The sequence below is a fragment of the Granulicatella sp. WM01 genome, assembly GCF_004570605.1.
In the GTDB taxonomy this organism is placed as follows: Bacteria; Bacillota; Bacilli; order Lactobacillales; family Aerococcaceae; genus WM01.
In genome coordinates this window covers 1-18,296 of sequence record NZ_SPPB01000042.1, presented here as the reverse complement: position 1 = coordinate 18,296, position 18,296 = coordinate 1, and the positions used below count along the sequence as shown (strand labels likewise).

Here is an 18,296-nt window from a genome sequence, read left to right as displayed (position 1 = left end):
AATCCATTAGTTTTTTCGTATATTTTTCAGCTGGATTGTTCGTTAGTATATCATCATTTGGATTAGCTTTGCTTTGATTAATCTTCCCTACAACAGCGTTTAATCCCGCATTAATGCCAAGATTAAATACCACACTCTCTGGAGTAATCTCATTCCCTAGCACAACGTCTTTGAGAACATCTACACCGGTTTCTGCTACAGTTTCTACAACGTATTTAGAAATAGGATTACTGATTGCACTCGTTACTTGGTTAATAATTGGCGAAAATGCCCCACCAATACCTCCTGTAACCGTTCCTCTTACTGCACCAGACAAAGCATTACCCAGTACTTCTTCTGACGGTTTACCTTCTAAGGTACCTGATACTATTTCATAAGAAAACCCTCCTGCAGCCCCACTAATCGATCCAACGATAGTACCTACGGCAATTGACTCTGATAACGTTAAGGTTACTGCACCAGTTGATACTGCCATGGCATCAAACCCAAGTGCACTTAATGCAAAAGGTGTTGCTGCACCTCCAGTAAAGTAGGTTACCGCTATCGCTGTAACTGCTGCTGCCGTAATAATACCGACTTTTGCCCAGTCAACATTTTTTAAAAAGTTTCCGGTTGCTTCAATGACATTTTCTGCTGTTTCACAGACATGTCTTATCGTTTCCTCTAAAGATTTGGTCCAATTACGGAAAATTTGACCAGCTTCTCTTGCTTTAGACACGCCCCAATTATAAACAGATTCTCCTGTAGCTTTGGCTTGTTCCCATACATTAGATACCACTTGTTCAGCTTGTTTATAAGTCTGCACAACAAACTTACTAGCAGAATTATACGTCTGTTGAACGCCTTGCCATGCATCATGCATCAGTTTTGTCCCTGCATTCCAGACATCACTTGCAAGTTTTACGCCTGCATTCCAAACATTATTCACAACTTGTGCTCCAGCATTCCACACATTGCCAATAAATTTTGCTCCGGCGTTCCAAACATCGCCTACAAGTTTAGTTCCTGCATTCCATATATCACTAGCCACTTTTTTCCCGGCATTCCAAACATTGCTAACGGCTCTTTTTCCAGCATCCCATATATTCCCGACAGCCTTTTTACCCGCATTCCATATATTTTGTGCACCTTTAATAAGTCCATCAATAAAATGCCCACTTGGATCGATAAAGTTAATCGGATTATTTTGTGCATAACTGTATCTGTTTTGGCTTAGTGGATTATTGAGTGCTCCTGCGTAGCTATCTTGAGTGATAAAAGTTCCTGCATAGCTATCATAATACCGTGCTCTTAAATAGTCCAGTCCGGTAACATCTCTAGCTTCACCATTATAATGGAATACTTGAGTAATCGCTGTGCTACTTTGATTATCACTTCTCGTGAGCTGTCCAAATGGCAAGTACTGTTGTGTTCCAATAGCGTTTCCATGTTGCGTAAGTCCCACAACTGATCCAGATTGATTGGTTAAATAGTTAAAGTGGTCATTCGTTTTATGATGTAGACCACTAAGTCGCTCTATCCCGTAAGTATAGGTTTCTCTAGCGTTCAAGTCATTATCATAAGTTTGTAAGACCTGAGTATGCGAACGATTGACATCATTGACGTAATTACGCACCTCATAATAGTTAAACGTATCCTCTCGTGTAGTATACGGAATTAAGATGTCTTTGACTTGGCTGGCATAAGTCACCTCATCTTCTCCTGGTAAGTTCCCTAAATGAGGAGGATTAACCACTAGCCCCTCTTTACTTGCTTTATCTTTAGCTAGTTTCTTATGATAAGCTGTTGAGATTGTATCAAATGTCTCTATCCACTCGTGTCCTTGAGAGGTTCCAAAGGCAGAAAAGAATTGAATCACACCTTGTGTAAAGCCATACCAAAATACAGAATGTTCTTGTCCGTTTGCAAATGTTTCAGGCGATTTTTTCTGATGAGTGCCTGTTTTGGTTTCGCCTACTTTTCTTTGAAATAGCTGATAGGTATTTTTCTGTTCTGTACGGCTGGCTGTAAAGACACGGTTGTCTTCGCCGTCATAAAGTGCAGCAAACAGTAGACCTTGTCTATCTTTGACTGCTAACAAGCGATTATCCGTATCGTAAATATATTCGAGTATTTCCTCGGCATTTTCTACGTGTTCAGATGTATGTGTACCCGAATGTCCAATTTTTTGTTCAGCATGCTCCGTTTGTGTGTCAAATTGATGTTGAGAACTATTCTCTACTTTATCAAGCGCTCTGTTTATATCGGCACTATACCCCTCACTGTTTTCTTCACGTGCTTTTCTCGTCAACACATGCTCTACATCTGCAGATTGTGCTCCGTCATTTAAAACGTGCTCCTCGTTAGCTGTTTTATGTACTTCACTTCCCAGAGCATGCTCTTCAAGTGGGTATCTGTCTGATTCGTTATGCTCTAAACTTATCCCTTGTCCATTTGATGAACTTGACTGTTTAATTCTATTCCCATTGCTATCATATGTATACGTGATGTGCTTATCAGGATTATCAAGACGAATTAAACGATTATTGTCGTCATACGTATATGTTGTCGTTAGCTTTTGTCCATTTGTGATTTCTGTACTCGTCAATCGGTTACCGGCTAAATCGTAGGTGTAGCTTAATTGTGTTAGCTCTTTATCGTGTTTATCCAAAAGAGTCATTGTGCTTAATTGCCCTAAACTATCGTAGGTGTATGTTTGCTTAAGCGTTTGATTGTTTTGAGTAATGGTTTCACTCTCAATAAAATCACCATCATCATACGTATAAGCATACTCTGAAATAAGATTTTTCTGACGATCATAGTGCCTAATGTTATCCACACGGTGTGCCATATCGTAAGTCAACTCACTATAAGAGCCATCACCTCTAATCAGTTTAATCATATCCCCTGATTCATTATACGTATACGTGGACACTTTCCCATGCATATCGGTTACTGTAAGCAATCTATCCAGTTCATCATACGTGTAATGGACCTGACTACCGTCAGGATACGTCAGTGTTTGGACATTCCCAAATTCATCATAAGTGTATTGGATAAGACTGCCATCACCTTGACGAACACCAATGCGTTCCCCCTCATCATTATAAACGTACTGAGTTTTTCCTGTTAAATCAGTCATTTCTACTCGACGTCCAGCCGTATCATACGCATACATGACTTGTCCGTCGCTTGCACGTGATGTTTTCTTTGTCAAAAGTTGGTCTAATTTATTGTAGTCGTAGTGGATAGTTTGATTATCTGGCTTTTTCACCTGAGAAAGACGATTGTTTATATCGTATGTATACGTTTCAACGTCACCTAAAGCACCTACTTTAGACACAAGATTAGACAACTGGTCATACGTATAACGTGTCACTTTACCGTTTCCATCGGTCACTGATGTGATATTTCCCACTGGATCATACGTATATTGGGTCGTTGAGGCTTTATCTCCTACTCCAGTTGTAGCACTAAGCAATTGATTTGCTGCATCATACGTATACGTCCGTAAACGTTCATGTCCTGATTTGACTTGCGTGATATTCCCATTACCGTCATACGTGAATGCTACTTTACTACCTGATGCATTCGTCACAGTTTGTACACGGCTGTCCTTATCGTATGTATATTGTGTCATTTGTCCAGAGATGTCAGTCTGTCCAACTATGCGGTTTAACGCATCATAATGTTTTTGGTGTACTTGCCCTAAAGGATTGACGGTTTTTTCAAGGTTTCCATTAGGGTCATAGTGATATGTTGTTTCTCGTTTCCCATTAACTGTTCGTTTCGTTAATTGCCCTACTGGATCATACGTATATTGTAATGTCCGTCCAGTTGGCGAGGTAATGGTTTTTAATTGGTTTAAGGTCGTATAATCAAGCGTTGTTTTTGCTCCGTTTGGCTGGGTTACTTGGGATAAATTTCCTTGCTCATCATAGGCATAAGTAGTCACTAAATCGAGTGCATTCTTTTCACTTAGCAAACGACCTGCTACGTCATACGTGTAATGGGTTTGGCGATTAGATTGATCGGTTTCTTGAATGATATTCCCTGAAATATCATACGTATACTGTTTCAGTAACCCTTGAGGTGCTGTTTGTTTGATTAAACGCCCTAGAACGTCATACTGATACGTAAAAGTAGCCTGATTAGGTAATTGGCGTTCAACTACTCGCCCATATAAATCATACTGATACGTTGTTTCTTGCCCTAGAGGATCTATTTGGCTGGCTAAATTGCCATTCTTATCATAATGGTATTGCGTTTGTCCCCTGGTTGCCTTAGTCATTGTTGCTAAACGATTCATCACATCATACGTATAATGAGTGGTGTTCCCTTCTCCACTTGTCATGCTCAAACGGTTTCCCACGGCATCGTACGTAAAGCGTTGTGTAACACCTAATGGAGCTATTGTTTCTATCAGTCGCCCTAAAGCATCATAGCCTAATGCACTTTCTTGTCCTTTAGGATCTTTATAATAGATTAATTGTTGGTTTGCATTATAGCCATAATAACTACTGTTTCCATTGGCATCTGTGAGTTGAACAAGATTGCCAAGCACATCATAGGCATAAGTGGTCATTTGCCCTTCTGCATTTGTTTCCGATACAACACGATTTAGCACATCATAGTGATAGCGTTGTTCCCTCTTAGCTGAATCACTAACATGGATTAAATTTCCATTGGCATCATACTGATACTGAGTGTCTTTGCCTTCAACATCTCGTACGTTTACGATACGTCCCATTTGATCGTAAGTCAACTGTTCAGTCCTATCATCAGGGTATTGAATATGCGTTAACTGATTATACGCATCATACTGATAAGTTGTTGTCTCACCTAAGCTATTCGTCATGCTCAAACGATTACCCAAATTATCATACGTATACGTTTCATGTACGCCTTGATTGTCCTGCTTAGCAATGACTCGATTTGACGCATCATATTCATATTCCGTCACTAACCCATTCGTATATTCTTGTTTTATCAAACGATTTAACGCATCGTACGTTTGTGTCACTGTTGTTCCGTCTGCGTTTTTTACTGTTTGCAATTGAGAAGTTGGGGTGTATTGTAAAGTTGTTGTCTGTCCATTAGCATCAGTGATAGCAACGGGATACCCTAGTTCATTATACGTATAGTGTGTTTTGCCACCCAATGCATTGGTCACAGATGTCAATTGTGCCATTGCATTGTAAATAAACTCTGTTGTATTCCCTAAACTATCTGTTACTTGTGCAACTTGATTATGTCCATTGTACCGTCTAGTTGCTGTATATCCTGCTGCGTCTGTCACACTATTTTGATTTCCGTTTTTATCGTACGTTAACGTTGTCGTTTGCCCTAAGGCATTTTTTATTCCAACTAAACGCCCTGCTGGAGAATAGTGATACGTCGTTTGTTGCCCATTGGCATCTGTCATACGAACAATATTGCCCATTGCATCATAGGCATACTGGATAGTGGTTTGTTCAGGTGTAACAAGCTCAATAATATGTCCAGCTGCATCATAACGGTATTGCGTTGTTCTTTCTCCAATCGTTTCTTGTGTTTTCCGACCGGCTGCATCGTACTGATATGTTGTCACTTGTCCAGCTTCATTAGTTTGCGAAATGATACGACCTACTTTATCATAAGTCATTGTTTTTTGTGTACCTATTGGATAATGAATCGCTTCAACCTGACCAGATGCATGATAGCTCGTCTTTGTCACTTGTCCTAAATTATCCGTTACCGTAGCAATCTGTTGGAAACGTTCATCATACGTTAAATGACTTGTTTGCCCCAATTCATCTCTACGGCTAATCACACGCCCTAATGCATCTCTAGTATATACGACTTGGTGTTGACTAGCGTCTGTTTCACTCAACAAACGCCCTCTCTTATCGTATGTATAAGACGTCGTCTGACCATTAGCATCTGTTAATTGTAATAAATTTCCGACACCATCATAGGTATACGTATATTTGCCACCTTCACTTGTTGTACTAGCAATTTTACGGCCAAAGGCATCATACGTAAACGTATCTGTATACCCATTACCATTTGTCACACCAATCACTTGTCCAGCTTTATCAAATGTATAAGTTGTTCCAACACCATCAGCATCTATTTCACTGAGTTTTCTCCCCTCGGCATCATACGTCATGGTTGACACTCCACCTAAGGCATTAGTCATGCTTATCAATTGATTATGTGCATTATAGGCAAACTTTGTTGTCCCTCCTAGTGCATTAGTCATTTGAACAAGATTAGCCCCCTCATAGACAAAGCTTGACACTCCACCTTCTGCATCACGTAATGTTAATGGACGACCATACTCATCATACGTATAGTGAATTTGACTATTATCCGCTAGCGTTGTTTGGATTAAATCGCCGTGTTCATTATAGCGATAAGCTGTTTCTTTCCCACTAAAATCAACAACAGACAACATATGGTTATTCTCATCATATCTCATCGTTTTGAGCGCACCGTCAAAACGCATTTCAGTCAGCATATTTCCCTTTTCATCGTATGTATATTGCGTTGTTTGCCCTAACTCATTTGTAACACTTGCTAAACGGTTTGCCTTATCGTAAGTTTTACGTATGCTAGTCCCGTCAGGATACGTTATTCCCGTTGTACGATAGGCATCATCATACGTATAAATACTCACTTGTCCATTGGCATCTGTTGTTATCGTCTGTCCATCTTGATAGGCTAGAGTTGATACTGCACCTGTTCCATCCGTTTGCTTGATGACACGTTGCTCATCATCATAAACATTTTCAATAACCTTTGTCCCGTTTCCATCATACCATGCCCTCATCAAGCCTTTATCGTCATATTCATAATGCGTAGGCACTCCGGTTGCATCTGTATACGTGATTAATCGCCCATTATCATCATAAGCATACGTTAACGTTTGTCCATTTGGTAAGCCAATAGATCCAATATACCCTTCTTCTGTCAATGTCACGTGATATGTTAACCCTGTTGGCGAAATAATTTGTGTTAAATCTCCATTTTCCCCGTACATCAAACGGGTTTCATTCCCCTTTTCATCACGCTGACGTTCTAACAATCCATAAAAATTAAAGACTTTTTCTTGATGTTTAGTATCTGTCACATGATAAGATTTAATCGCATACTCTTCTTCTCCCTCACCAAAATCAGCCTTTTTATGTGCGATTGTTTCCACTCTTAACGTTAAATCATATCCTGCTGGTGCTTGATAGGCATCTGCCTCTTTTTTGAATATGACTGTTGATCCATCATAACGTGTATAATAGACATTTCCCTTCTCATCTGATGTGATATGTTCATTGAAAGCAAAAGACCAGCCACGTCCAAATAAACTGTTTTGTTGTGCAGCTTTTGCGTTATACGCACGTACAATATCGAATTTTCCATGTCTATCGGGAATGGATACATCCGTTCTTTCTAAATAAAAGTTCCCAGTATTTAAATTAATCGGTTCAAAACCAAATTCACAATGCAATCCCCTACCCATTAACAAACTATCTATTTCAGCTTTTGTTTTATCATTTAACTGTGGTGGATTATACGGTTGTGTGGCATGTTTTTTCGGATTCCGGATAAATAATGTGTTATTTTTTATAGCCAACACATCCTGAATTTTGTTATCTGCAGCTAAACGTGATAATGGCACACCATAATAAGCAGCAATTTTAGGCAATGTATCATATTGCGTTACTTTATAAATAATAAAATTGTCACTCGTCTGTATACCACTACGCTGGTTATCTTTTTGACTTTCTGCTTCAATTGCATATAACGTATTTAATTCAGGATCTGTAAAAGGTACTAACGTCTGCCAATTCGATAGTTTATCCTTATACTCCGTGGTCCCTTTTTCAAAAGCAGCAATAAATGAATCTGTATTTGGATATTGATACGAAAAACTTGCAGGAACTATCCCAGCATATCCCTTGCTTGACTCATTTAAACGGTAAATGACATGAGCAGCAGGTGTGGTTACACCATCTGCAAATACTCCTTGAAATTGGCTCTGTCCCGTTCGACTTGTTTTTACTAATGGGCGAAGAACTACTGTTGTTTTGTCTAGTGGATAATTCATATCTACTGGATCAGGCACAGACCAATGAATTGTTAAACTGGGTGCTTTATCTGGAGTGAAACCAAATTGTCCTGCATTATCTGCATTAGCCTCTGTTGTGTAGAATGCTCCTCCATCTGATTGTTCATCAATTGCAGCCACTACCAACCCATAATTTTGAAATAATCCTTGCACCCAGCCATTAACAGTGTCACGAATATCAAATTGGTGCATTCCAACTTTTTTCCCACTAATTGCCTGCTCACCAGCGATTTCTTTTTCAAGATTGACTGAAGACTGCCACGTTACTTGATGAATATCAAAGTCTTGCTTTAAACGATATGCAGCAAACTGTGTATGAGGAGATCCGGGTGCAGTATATTCATATAAATTTAACGTTGCACTGTCTATTCTTGCCTCTTTAGGAATGTGTTTGGCAAAGTCATAATTGACTTTAAAATACATTCGGCTACGTCCTATATCTTTTACATCAGGCTCATCTTCTAATCCCATTAGTGCAGCCGTCATATACCCAACATACCCATAAGATACACCTTTATATTGTCCATGTACCGTACTTGTTACACTATCTAAAATATTTTCTTTAGGTACTGTAATGGTTGGATCAATGCGAACTGGATACTGTCTCTCTTTAGCACTCAACCACTTTTTACTTGCAACAACTGTCAGTTCATACTTATCCCCTTTTGAAACTAATTCTAGATCAATTTCTTGACTATATTGTCCGCCACTATCTACCATAATAGGTGCATTCAACACAAACAGCACGTTTTCTGTTCCTTTTTGGCGAACTTGTACATGTTTATCTACCAATTGAACATCATACGCTTTAGCATCTAACCCGTAGGAAAAACGGTTCTCTCCGTTCCACTCTTCTAGAACAATTTCTTCTTTTACTCCATTAGACTGCACAGTATACTGCACGTCAGTCTTACCATCTACATTATTGTATAAAATCGCATGTTTTGCTACTGTTGCCTTTTTATACACTTTGGAAAGTGGATATAATGATATTTTATCTTCCTTGTGCGTAATATCAATTGGAGTTTCTTGACTAACTTGGCTTGGCAGGACAACCCCTACTGGAGACTCCTTAGGCAAGTAATAGGCTTTCCCATCTTTATGGTAGGTATATAGTGTCAAATCTACAGGAACTTCTTTCCCGTCTTCGTCTACATACGTTTTGACTTCACTACCAATATGCGTCACAAAATGCGTGTCATCAACACGAAACACTTGTTCTTGACCACTTACTAAAACCGGTTCTCCGTATTGTTGCTTTAAGTGTTCTTCTTTGTTGGATATACGATTTTCTACTATTTTTGGCTGTTCAATAACTTCATTTTCCTCTATAGGAAAACTTGTAACAGAGGATAATTCATGTGCATTCACATTTGTCTGCCCAACAACCTGTTCCTTAACTTTTTCTAAAGATTTTTCATAGTCGTTTTTTGATTGTTCGTTTACAATAACTTGTACCAAGTCTTCTGCATAAATGAGCGGACTATTTGCTAAACATACCTGAACTAAAACAAGTCCAGTTAGCCATTTTCTTAATTTTTTCATCTCTATTTTCCCCTTGTTTTAACATTTTTAGATCAAATATATAAGTTGATCCTCATACAATTTTTAATCCTATTTTTCCTAAAGGAATACCCAATCTCCATTAATGCCTCACTCCAAACACAATAATGTCTCAAATCCTCTTACCGTAAAAAAGATAAATCTGACCTTTATTAATATCATGTCACTTTATTTCCCCTATACTAACCTAAATCTTTTTTGTATATATTCATTATCCTATTGAAACCTTCACCATATAGTAATGACTTCACAAAAGTTTCTCTTTCTATCTCACTTAACCTCCTTAATATTTTAGTCCTATCATTAAATACATCAGTTTTTCACAAAACACTCTCAAAAAACGCTTACACTGTTCTTGGATTTATTTTATGTTGTCACTAATCAATACCCTACCTTATTCTGTTGTCATCGCTCTACCATTTACATCATACCTGTATATTTCACTGATATTATAAATAATTGACCTACATTATTCAATAGTTTTTGTGTTTTTTATCTCAATTTTTCTGCGTTTTCTTTAGGCTTAACTTTTCTTGTTATATCTTTTTTTCACATATCTTCAACATACCATTGAACTAGCATTTTTTTCATCTCTAACACACTCAACTCTACTTAAATTTTTACCTATATATTTTCCAAAGCATTCTAATCTATGATATAATCAATGAAAATAAATGAAAGTGGGCGAAATGATGATTAAGTTAATTGGCATTGATATGGATGAAACCTTTTTAAGACAGGATAAGACGTATGATGTGCCTTTATTCAAAAAAATTATGAAACATATTAAACAAACAAATCGCGTGCTAGTCATTGCGAGCGGAAATAGTTATGATAAATTGCAAACTTTTTTTGATAAAGAAGATTTAGCGGAGATTTATTTAGCAGGAGATAACGGAAATCTTATCGTGAAAGGAAATACTATATTGGCTAGCCAACGCTTATGTAGGGAAGATGTTTTACGTATTGTAGCCTATATTAATCAGTTAGATGGCTATTATTATTTAATCAGCACGTCTAAAACAGTTTATTCATTAGATACACTTCCTAGTCATGCTGAAAAGACATTTCTAAGATACAATCAAGAAATCACCAAAATTTCAACGTTAGAGGAGATTCCTTATGACGAAGATATTGTGCGATTGGCGATTATGAGTGATCATAGTTTAGCACAAAATAAGGCTATCACATTACAATTGAAAAAAATATCTCAAAAAATTGAAGCTGTGACAAGCGGAGATAGTTGGATTGACGTATATAATAAACAAGGCGGAAAAGGGAGTGCCATACAATTTTTTCAAAAACGCTATGGCATAAAAAAATCAGAAACGATTTGCTTTGGAGATAGTTTGAATGATTGGTCTATGATGTATGAGACTTTATATAGCGTGAGTATGAAAAACGCAGATAGTGAATTAGCTTTAATTACACGTTATCAAATCGAAAGTAATCAAGAACAAGCTGTTCAAAAATGTTTATATCGTCTACTCACAACAAACCATTTAGCATGGTTACATGCCTATAAGTTACCTAAAAAACGGTATCGTTTAATTCAACGTGTCCGACAAAAATACCACAAGACAAGTGTCTAAACACATAAGTACATGAAAGACAAATTGAGTAAGACTATTTTCTAGCTCCTCTCACACCACCGTGCATGCCGTTTCGCACACGGCGATTCGATCAACTTTTAACGCATGTCGTTCGAGATAAATCTAAGCAAAAAATCAGTCCTCGTTTTGCGAGGATTGATTTTGAGTACGACAAGTATGTCGTACTCAAATATATCAACTCCATCCCAATGGTGTTGATATATTTTTTATATAACAATAATATAATTTATTGATAATCTTCTTCATGTTGGCTTAATAATTATGGTATAATTAGTATAGAGTTTACAATTGTTAATATTAAATTTCAAATGAGTTAATAATACTTACAAAATATGAGTATTTCTTGACCCGTAATGAAAACGAGCGTAAAATGAAAAATATAATCGAAGTATTATGGTAAATTAGAAAGGTGGAGTGAACATGTCTAAAAAAATAGTTTATGCCCTACTTGGTGTTATGGCCATAGCAGGTTGTACACAATCAAATAACCCAGAAATAACTACGACACAAACAAAATCCACTGTACGTACACAAAATACTCAAATGATGACGAGTGTACTGACTGAAACCACTACTCAAACAGAAAGTACAGCAATAAAAAGCAGTATTGTCACAACAAGTTCAACTGAACACGAGCAAAGTTTGCCTATTCAAAAACGTCAACATGATGAATACATAACATCTAGCCAAACAGAAACATCACAAGAACCTAAGCAACAGTCAAATGAATCAACTCCTCCAGCTGAAAATAAAGTAGGTATGGCAGATTTATCTTTAGGCTATTCCGTTATTGTGAATAAAAAGCACGCCTTGCCTGCCGATTATGCACCTGGAGAAGATGAGCAAGCACGTGTGCATCTCGTCAAATTAATTACAGATATGCAAAATTTAGGTTACGATATTAGCAATTCATATAGTGGATACCGTTCTTACTATGTTCAAGAAAACTTGTATAATAATTATGTGTACCGTGATGGTAAACAAGCCGCCGACACGTATTCTGCTCGCCCTGGTCATAGTGAGCATCAAACAGGGCTGGCTTATGATTTGAAAACATCAAACGGAGAGTTGCTAGGTGATGGAAATATGTCATCACATACAGAAGCAGTGAACTGGCTGGCAACTCATGCACATCTATATGGATTTATTATTCGCTATCAAGCAGGAAAAGAATACGTGACAGGCTATTCAGCAGAACCTTGGCATCTTCGCTATGTTGGAAGTGTTGAACATGCCACACAGATTTATCAATCAGGTTTATCTTTAGAAGAATATTACGGTGTACCCGGTGGAGATTACGCACAATAAAATAACACTGTGGCACTGGTAAAAACTAAAATTTTAACCTTTCGATTAACATTTGAAAATTGAAAACAGCTTAGAGCCAACGTTTCTGATGACGTCATGATAAGCTGTTTTTTATTTTTAAGACGCTTTCCCAGTCCCACAATAAATCGTGTGAGCAAACTTTTTTGTTTGCTAACACGATTATTTCTATATAAGAAAATAAAACACTCCTATTTTTGCATCAATATAATTTGTTCTATATAAATCAGCACCTAAACATCAGCTTAAATACAAAATCGAAATGACGTAAACGATTTTGTTTAAAGCCTTTTTCTTTTTATGCAATCCTTTCTTGCATCAATCGTTGATAGGCTATTGTTTCATCAGCACAATTCTTTATATCCCACGATAAACTAGAAGTTAAACACACTATAACCATTTGCCATACTTTACTAAAGCTAGCACATGTCATTGATTTTTCGCCTTTGTTATACATCTAAATTTTAAGTTGAGCATAAACTATATCTATGAGAGCTATTGTTAAGAATAGGCATCAATTATTGCTAAACAAACCAATAATCAATTAATCGATTCCTTTCTCTATAGGGATACACAAGACAGTATGCCTTTATTCACTATAACATAGCATCTGATATATCTTTTTGCATGTGATAATATTCATGGCCCAAAAACATCATCATTTCTGTTGTTTTAAATCCTAATTGTTCATATAACAACTTCGCTTTAGGATTGTGAACATCACAGTTCAGCCCAATAAGTGTAGCATTGGTCACTAGAGGAAGATGTTTAAAAAACATTTTAGCAATCCCACGTCCACGGTAGTGATAATCAACCACTAGAGAATCTAAGTACCATTCATCATCATGTGCTTCTCTATTGTCTGCATATTGCCGAATGTTTAGCTCTGGAAAATGGGTATCAATATACGAAAAAAACTGTTCATCTAACTCAGCCTCACGCACTCCTGCATAACTGTATAAAATGCCAGAAATATGGTGTGTTTCCTCCTCATTAACCCAGCAATTTGTATAGCTAAATTTAGAATGCGGAAGTGCCATAAGATTTAACATAGTATCCTGAAATATCTTATCAGGTAAAAGACGCTTTAATGGAAAATCCATATCTTCCCAAATAATATTAATCAAAGGATAAATAGCGTATATATCAGTTACTTTTGCTTGACGTAACATAAAAAACCTCCTTTTAAACTCATTTTTTATACTTTTTTCTCCAAAACACCAAACCACTCAACAAATCAAGGAGTATGGTGCTTACAAATAAATTGAGCACTATGCAAAAAATATTCTGCCTAACCTAGATACTCTTATAACTTAAAGAGTCAAAATAATTTCATTCATGCCAAAATTTATTATAACAACTCAACCGAAATAATGACCTGTTTTGATGTATACACCTGCACTCAAATTTAATTTTTTTATTTTGCTATATAGTAAAAAATGTAGACTCTCCTCGATGTCGTAGACTTAATCCCACCTTGCATTCTACCGTTTCTCCAACACTTTTGCATTGTTCGTAACATACCCTTTTCTTATCCTGCCTAGTTGAGTTCGATTTTGCACTCACTTGAAAAATTTTGCTTGCCGCTCATATTTTGTTGCCGCAAAGCGACACTCATTGTATACGTCACTCTCCGTATAAAATTTTTCAGCATTTCTGACACGAAAAATCTCTCATCCTACCTAGTCGCATTCCTATTCGCTTGAAAAAGATAGTTCCCTCTCAAATGCTAACAAAACTCTGTGTCGTTTACCGCATGTAATCCGTTCATACACTTTTTCTGCACTCATAAACTTAAGATTCCTCTCATCTTGCTTTTTATTATACCTAATTTTTTGAAAATGGTATAATAAATCGGCGTATGTTACAATAACATTACTAATGAAGTGAGTAGTTACAGAAAATGATTAAAGCAATCCATCTTGAAAGGAGTGAATGTAATGATTGAAGTCAAGCAAGTGAGTTATTCATATCAAACGGATAAGACAACATCAGATACGAAAGCATTAAATGATGTATCGTTCCACATAAACAAAGGCGAATGGGTTGCTATTGTAGGACATAATGGTTCTGGTAAATCAACAACAGCTAAATTATTGAATGGGTTGTTAATACCCGATAAAGGCACTATTCACATTGACGGTATTCCCTTAAATCAGGACACAATATGGGATATTCGTCAACATGTGGGTATGGTATTTCAAAATCCAGAAAATCAGTTTGTAGGAGCAACTGTTCAAGACGATGTGGCTTTTGGTCTAGAAAATCAAGGTGTTCCTTTAGAAGAAATGAAAAAACGTGTTAAAGAGGCTCTACGTTTAGTCGGAATGTGGGAATTTAAAGATAGAGAACCCTCACGCTTATCTGGAGGACAAAAACAACGTGTTGCTATTGCAAGTGTGTTAGCTTTACGTCCTAAAGTCATCATTTTAGATGAAGCTACGGCTATGCTTGACCCTAAAGGACGATTAATGGTTATGGAAACTGTTCAACAGTTGAGAAAAGAATTCGGATTGACAATTGTATCTATAACACATGATGTAGAAGAAGCTGGAATGGCGGATCGCTTGTTTGTCATGAACAAAGGTCAGTTACTTCATACAAAAGAACCTAAACTATTATTTTCTCAAGCAGAGGAAATGGCAATATTAGGACTAGATATCCCTTTTTCTGAAACAGTTCGTTTACAACTGGAAAAGGAGGGTATTGCTGTCCCTAAAGAATACATGACAATATCAGAATTGGAGGAATGGTTATGTCAATCAATTTTGAACAAGTAGGATTTATTTATCATGAGCATACCCCATTTGAGCATATTGGTTTAAATAATCTGTCTTTCCAAATAAATACAGGAGATTACGTTGCTATAATTGGACATACAGGAAGTGGAAAGTCAACGCTTATCCAACATTTAAACGCTCTATTAAAACCTACTCAAGGAAAAGTGACTATTCACACATTTGAGATTAATTCAGAAACTCCAGAAAAAGATTTGAGAGCCTTACGCCAACACGTTGGTGTGGTATTCCAATTTCCAGAATCTCAATTATTTGAAGAAACAGTGTTGAAAGATGTCATGTTTGGACCATTAAATTTTGGAGATACTCCAGAAATTGCTGAACAAAAAGCTATTGAAGCATTAAAAACCGTAGGAATAAGCGAAAATCTTTTTAAACGTTCTCCATTTGAATTATCCGGAGGACAAATGAGACGTGTGTCTATTGCAGGCATTTTAGCCATTCAACCACGTATTTTGGTACTAGACGAACCTACAGCCGGCTTAGATCCAAAAGGAAGACACGATATGATGCACTTATTTAAACAATTACACCAACAGCACAACATGACTATTATTTTAGTGACACACCAAATGGACGATGTAGCACATTATGCCGACAAAGTATTGGTAATGTCTAAAGGTAAGTTAATAAAATGCGGAACCCCTTTAGACATATTTAGCCAACGTGAATGGTTAAGCGAACATCATATTGCTCTACCTAGTGCTTTAGAATGTGCGTATCGCTTACGCCAAAAGGGCATTGATGTTCCAGAAAATATATTAACAACAACAGAACTTATTTCCTACTTAAAAACAAAGATGAGCAAAGGGGGTAATTATGCAAAATAACATATTGCTAGGGAGATATATTCCAGGAAATTCACTCATTCACCTTTTAGATCCACGTGCAAAATTATTGGGAAGCATTTTATTTTTCTTAGTTATTTTCGCAGCTAAAGGTCCTCAAGATTACGCACTTTTAATAGCCTTTAATTTAGGACTAATTACATTGACACAACTTCCCTTAACCTTTGTATTAAAAAGTTTATCGTCAATGAAATGGCTCATTCTCTTTACGGCGATTTTTCAACTTGTTTTCATTCCAAGTGGATTCGTACTTTTTCAATGGTGGATAATTAAATTAACACTTGATGGAATAATTAGTGCATTATATATTACTATTCGTTTTTTATTAATTATCAATGTGTCAACAATCTTATCATTGACAACTAATCCCTTAATGATTGCAGATTCTGTTGAAAGCATGTTAAAACCTTTTGAAAAGGTAGGCGTGCCTGCCCATGAAATTTCATTAATCTTATCAATTGCTATGCGGTTTGTGCCAACAATCTTAGATGAAGCACAAACTGTAATGAATGCCCAGCGTGCTAGAGGGGTAGATTTTAATAATGGAAATGTTTTAAAACGGATTAAAGCCACAATTCCTATTTTAGTTCCTCTATTTGCAGGTGCATTAAGACGAGCCGATGATTTGGCAAATGCTATGGAGGCTAGAGGATACCGTGGCGGAAACGGACGTACTAAATATCGTCAATTACATTGGCAAACCAAAGATACTTGTGTATTTTTAGTTATAGGATTACTTTTTGGCATTATTTGGTTAATTTAACACTAAAGCTAGGAAAAGGTTAAAAACAAGAAAAATTTTAGTATCTCCGCTTAAATAAATTGACAGATAATGTCTTTCCCTAATTTTTTCATACTAAGACTAAAAATTTTATCGTTACAGTAATCTCAGACATTTTATATATAAGTCGTTAAATGTTAACTGTCAGATAAAATTTCATGTGAATAAAAACTTAACAAGTGTGTGGGTAAACAAAAAATTTTACCCACACACTTTATCAATCAAAGAAATCGGACTAGGAAAAAATCTTCGCGTAAAAACATTGCGGGAAATCTTCGTCTATAAACGTCGATTTCTCGCAACTTTAGAGATATGACTTCAGACAATATAGTTTTTGTCAAGCCTTATTCGGATTTATCTATTTTTCATCTTACATACTTTTCTTACAATCACACCAACATATTACATATCCTACTTACTGAAATACTGTGTCTAAACGTATTTATCTTTAAATCCATTCAATCGTATACGTTACGGTATTATCTGACCAACGTACTGCACGAATAGAGTATCCACTATATCCACGTTGTTGGAGCTCTGCCAAAGTTTTAGGGTTATTCACGATTTTTTCAGCAAAGTCGTGTGCTTCGTCTAAAGTACCAAATTCTAATTTTGAATTTCCGATTTCTTCTAATCTATATCGCTCTCGATTAGACTGACTTGTTGAGGTTTCAGTCGTCATTTCCGTTGTACTTTTTCTTGTTGTTCGTGTTGTTTCGCGTGAAGTCGTGGTTGTTTCAGATACTGTTTTACTCTGTTGAATCAATCCTTTATTAGAAGAGTCATCTGTAGAAATAATATGACTAGAACCCTCTAAAAAAGTTTTTATTAATACGACAACAGATATTATTGCCAAAACAACTAATCCAATAGCGATAATAGAACCTGACCTACTTTTTTTATGTTTGCGTTTTGCCATATAATACTCTCCCTCCCAACATTTCCTCGAATTGTAAAGCCAAGTGCAACAGTACATGAAAAATACTAAAGTCACAGTCTATGTCTGTGTGCGACATAGTTGTTTTGTAATGGAATAGGTGTAACGGTCAAGGTATTAGCGTAGCGAGCCTTTACGGTTACACCTATTCTGTTATAGTTTATGTCGTTGCACACAAACGATTAAACATAGTATGAGGTGTATCATAGTCTAGTATACGTCTAGGTCTATTATTTAACGCATTTTGTATAGTTGTTATCATTTGAATAGGTACTAAATTAAATGATTTTCCCTTCGGTAAAAATTCTCGAATTAAACCATTGTGATTTTCATTAGTCCCTCGT

Annotated in this window: 8 protein-coding genes and 1 pseudogene; 5 read left to right on the top strand and 4 right to left on the bottom strand. The window is 36.5% G+C overall.

The annotated features are described in order from the left end of the window. Window positions 1–9,631 (bottom strand): DNRLRE domain-containing protein (locus E4T68_RS06290; protein ID WP_167753845.1); only part of this gene is annotated, 9,631 nt, incomplete at its 3' end. Window positions 9,632–10,323: 692 nt separating this feature from the next. On the opposite strand from E4T68_RS06290, the gene E4T68_RS06285 reads away from it, so the two are divergent. Both E4T68_RS06285 and E4T68_RS06280 read left to right on the top strand, forming a co-directional pair. Further along, complete coding sequence (locus E4T68_RS06285) at window positions 10,324–11,241, top strand: HAD-IIB family hydrolase (protein WP_135125212.1); 918 nt, start codon at window positions 10,324–10,326, stop codon at window positions 11,239–11,241. A 441-nt stretch (window positions 11,242–11,682) separates the two neighbouring features. Then, on the top strand, window positions 11,683–12,570 hold the full coding sequence (locus E4T68_RS06280; RefSeq protein WP_228099263.1) for a M15 family metallopeptidase: 888 nt from the start codon (window positions 11,683–11,685) through the stop codon (window positions 12,568–12,570). 614 nt (window positions 12,571–13,184) lie between these two features. On the opposite strand, the gene E4T68_RS06275 is transcribed toward E4T68_RS06280, so the two are convergent. After that, the gene (locus E4T68_RS06275; protein WP_135125210.1) at window positions 13,185–13,760 is read right to left on the bottom strand and encodes an N-acetyltransferase; all 576 of its coding nucleotides are present in this window, start codon (window positions 13,758–13,760) and stop codon (window positions 13,185–13,187) included. A 768-nt stretch (window positions 13,761–14,528) separates the two neighbouring features. Here E4T68_RS06275 and E4T68_RS06270 point away from each other — a divergent pair. From E4T68_RS06270 to E4T68_RS06260, 3 genes are read left to right on the top strand one after another with little or no spacing between them, the layout of a single operon-like run. Next, window positions 14,529–15,368 (top strand): energy-coupling factor ABC transporter ATP-binding protein, encoded by an 840-nt coding sequence (locus tag E4T68_RS06270; protein ID WP_228099262.1) that lies wholly within the window; start codon window positions 14,529–14,531, stop codon window positions 15,366–15,368. Further along, entirely contained in the window at window positions 15,344–16,216 is an 873-nt protein-coding gene (locus E4T68_RS06265) for an energy-coupling factor ABC transporter ATP-binding protein (protein ID WP_135125208.1), read from the top strand. Before E4T68_RS06270 ends, E4T68_RS06265 begins: the two co-directional genes overlap by 25 nt. After that, window positions 16,206–16,997, top strand: coding sequence for an energy-coupling factor transporter transmembrane protein EcfT (locus tag E4T68_RS06260; RefSeq protein ID WP_135125207.1), 792 nt, complete (start codon window positions 16,206–16,208; stop codon window positions 16,995–16,997). Before E4T68_RS06265 ends, E4T68_RS06260 begins: the two co-directional genes overlap by 11 nt. A gap of 466 nt (window positions 16,998–17,463) precedes the next feature. Here E4T68_RS06260 and E4T68_RS06255 read toward each other — a convergent pair whose 3' ends face one another. Further along, window positions 17,464–17,934 (bottom strand): hypothetical protein, encoded by a 471-nt coding sequence (locus E4T68_RS06255; protein WP_135125205.1) that lies wholly within the window; start codon window positions 17,932–17,934, stop codon window positions 17,464–17,466. Between the two features lie 178 nt (window positions 17,935–18,112). Then, window positions 18,113–18,296 (bottom strand): annotated as a pseudogene (locus tag E4T68_RS09575) (IS30 family transposase); the annotation flags it as partial.

Bases quoted from the DNA above. Each gene is read 5' to 3' on its own strand.
- E4T68_RS06285 (WP_135125212.1), top strand. From the start codon at position 10,324: ATGAAAGTGGGCGAAATGATGATTAAGTTAATTGGCATTGATATGGAT.
- E4T68_RS06280 (WP_228099263.1), top strand. From the start codon at position 11,683: ATGTCTAAAAAAATAGTTTATGCCCTACTTGGTGTTATGGCCATAGCA.
- E4T68_RS06275 (WP_135125210.1), bottom strand. From the start codon at position 13,760: ATGTTACGTCAAGCAAAAGTAACTGATATATACGCTATTTATCCTTTG.
- E4T68_RS06270 (WP_228099262.1), top strand. From the start codon at position 14,529: ATGATTGAAGTCAAGCAAGTGAGTTATTCATATCAAACGGATAAGACA.
- E4T68_RS06265 (WP_135125208.1), top strand. From the start codon at position 15,344: ATGTCAATCAATTTTGAACAAGTAGGATTTATTTATCATGAGCATACC.
- E4T68_RS06260 (WP_135125207.1), top strand. From the start codon at position 16,206: ATGCAAAATAACATATTGCTAGGGAGATATATTCCAGGAAATTCACTC.
- E4T68_RS06255 (WP_135125205.1), bottom strand. From the start codon at position 17,934: ATGGCAAAACGCAAACATAAAAAAAGTAGGTCAGGTTCTATTATCGCT.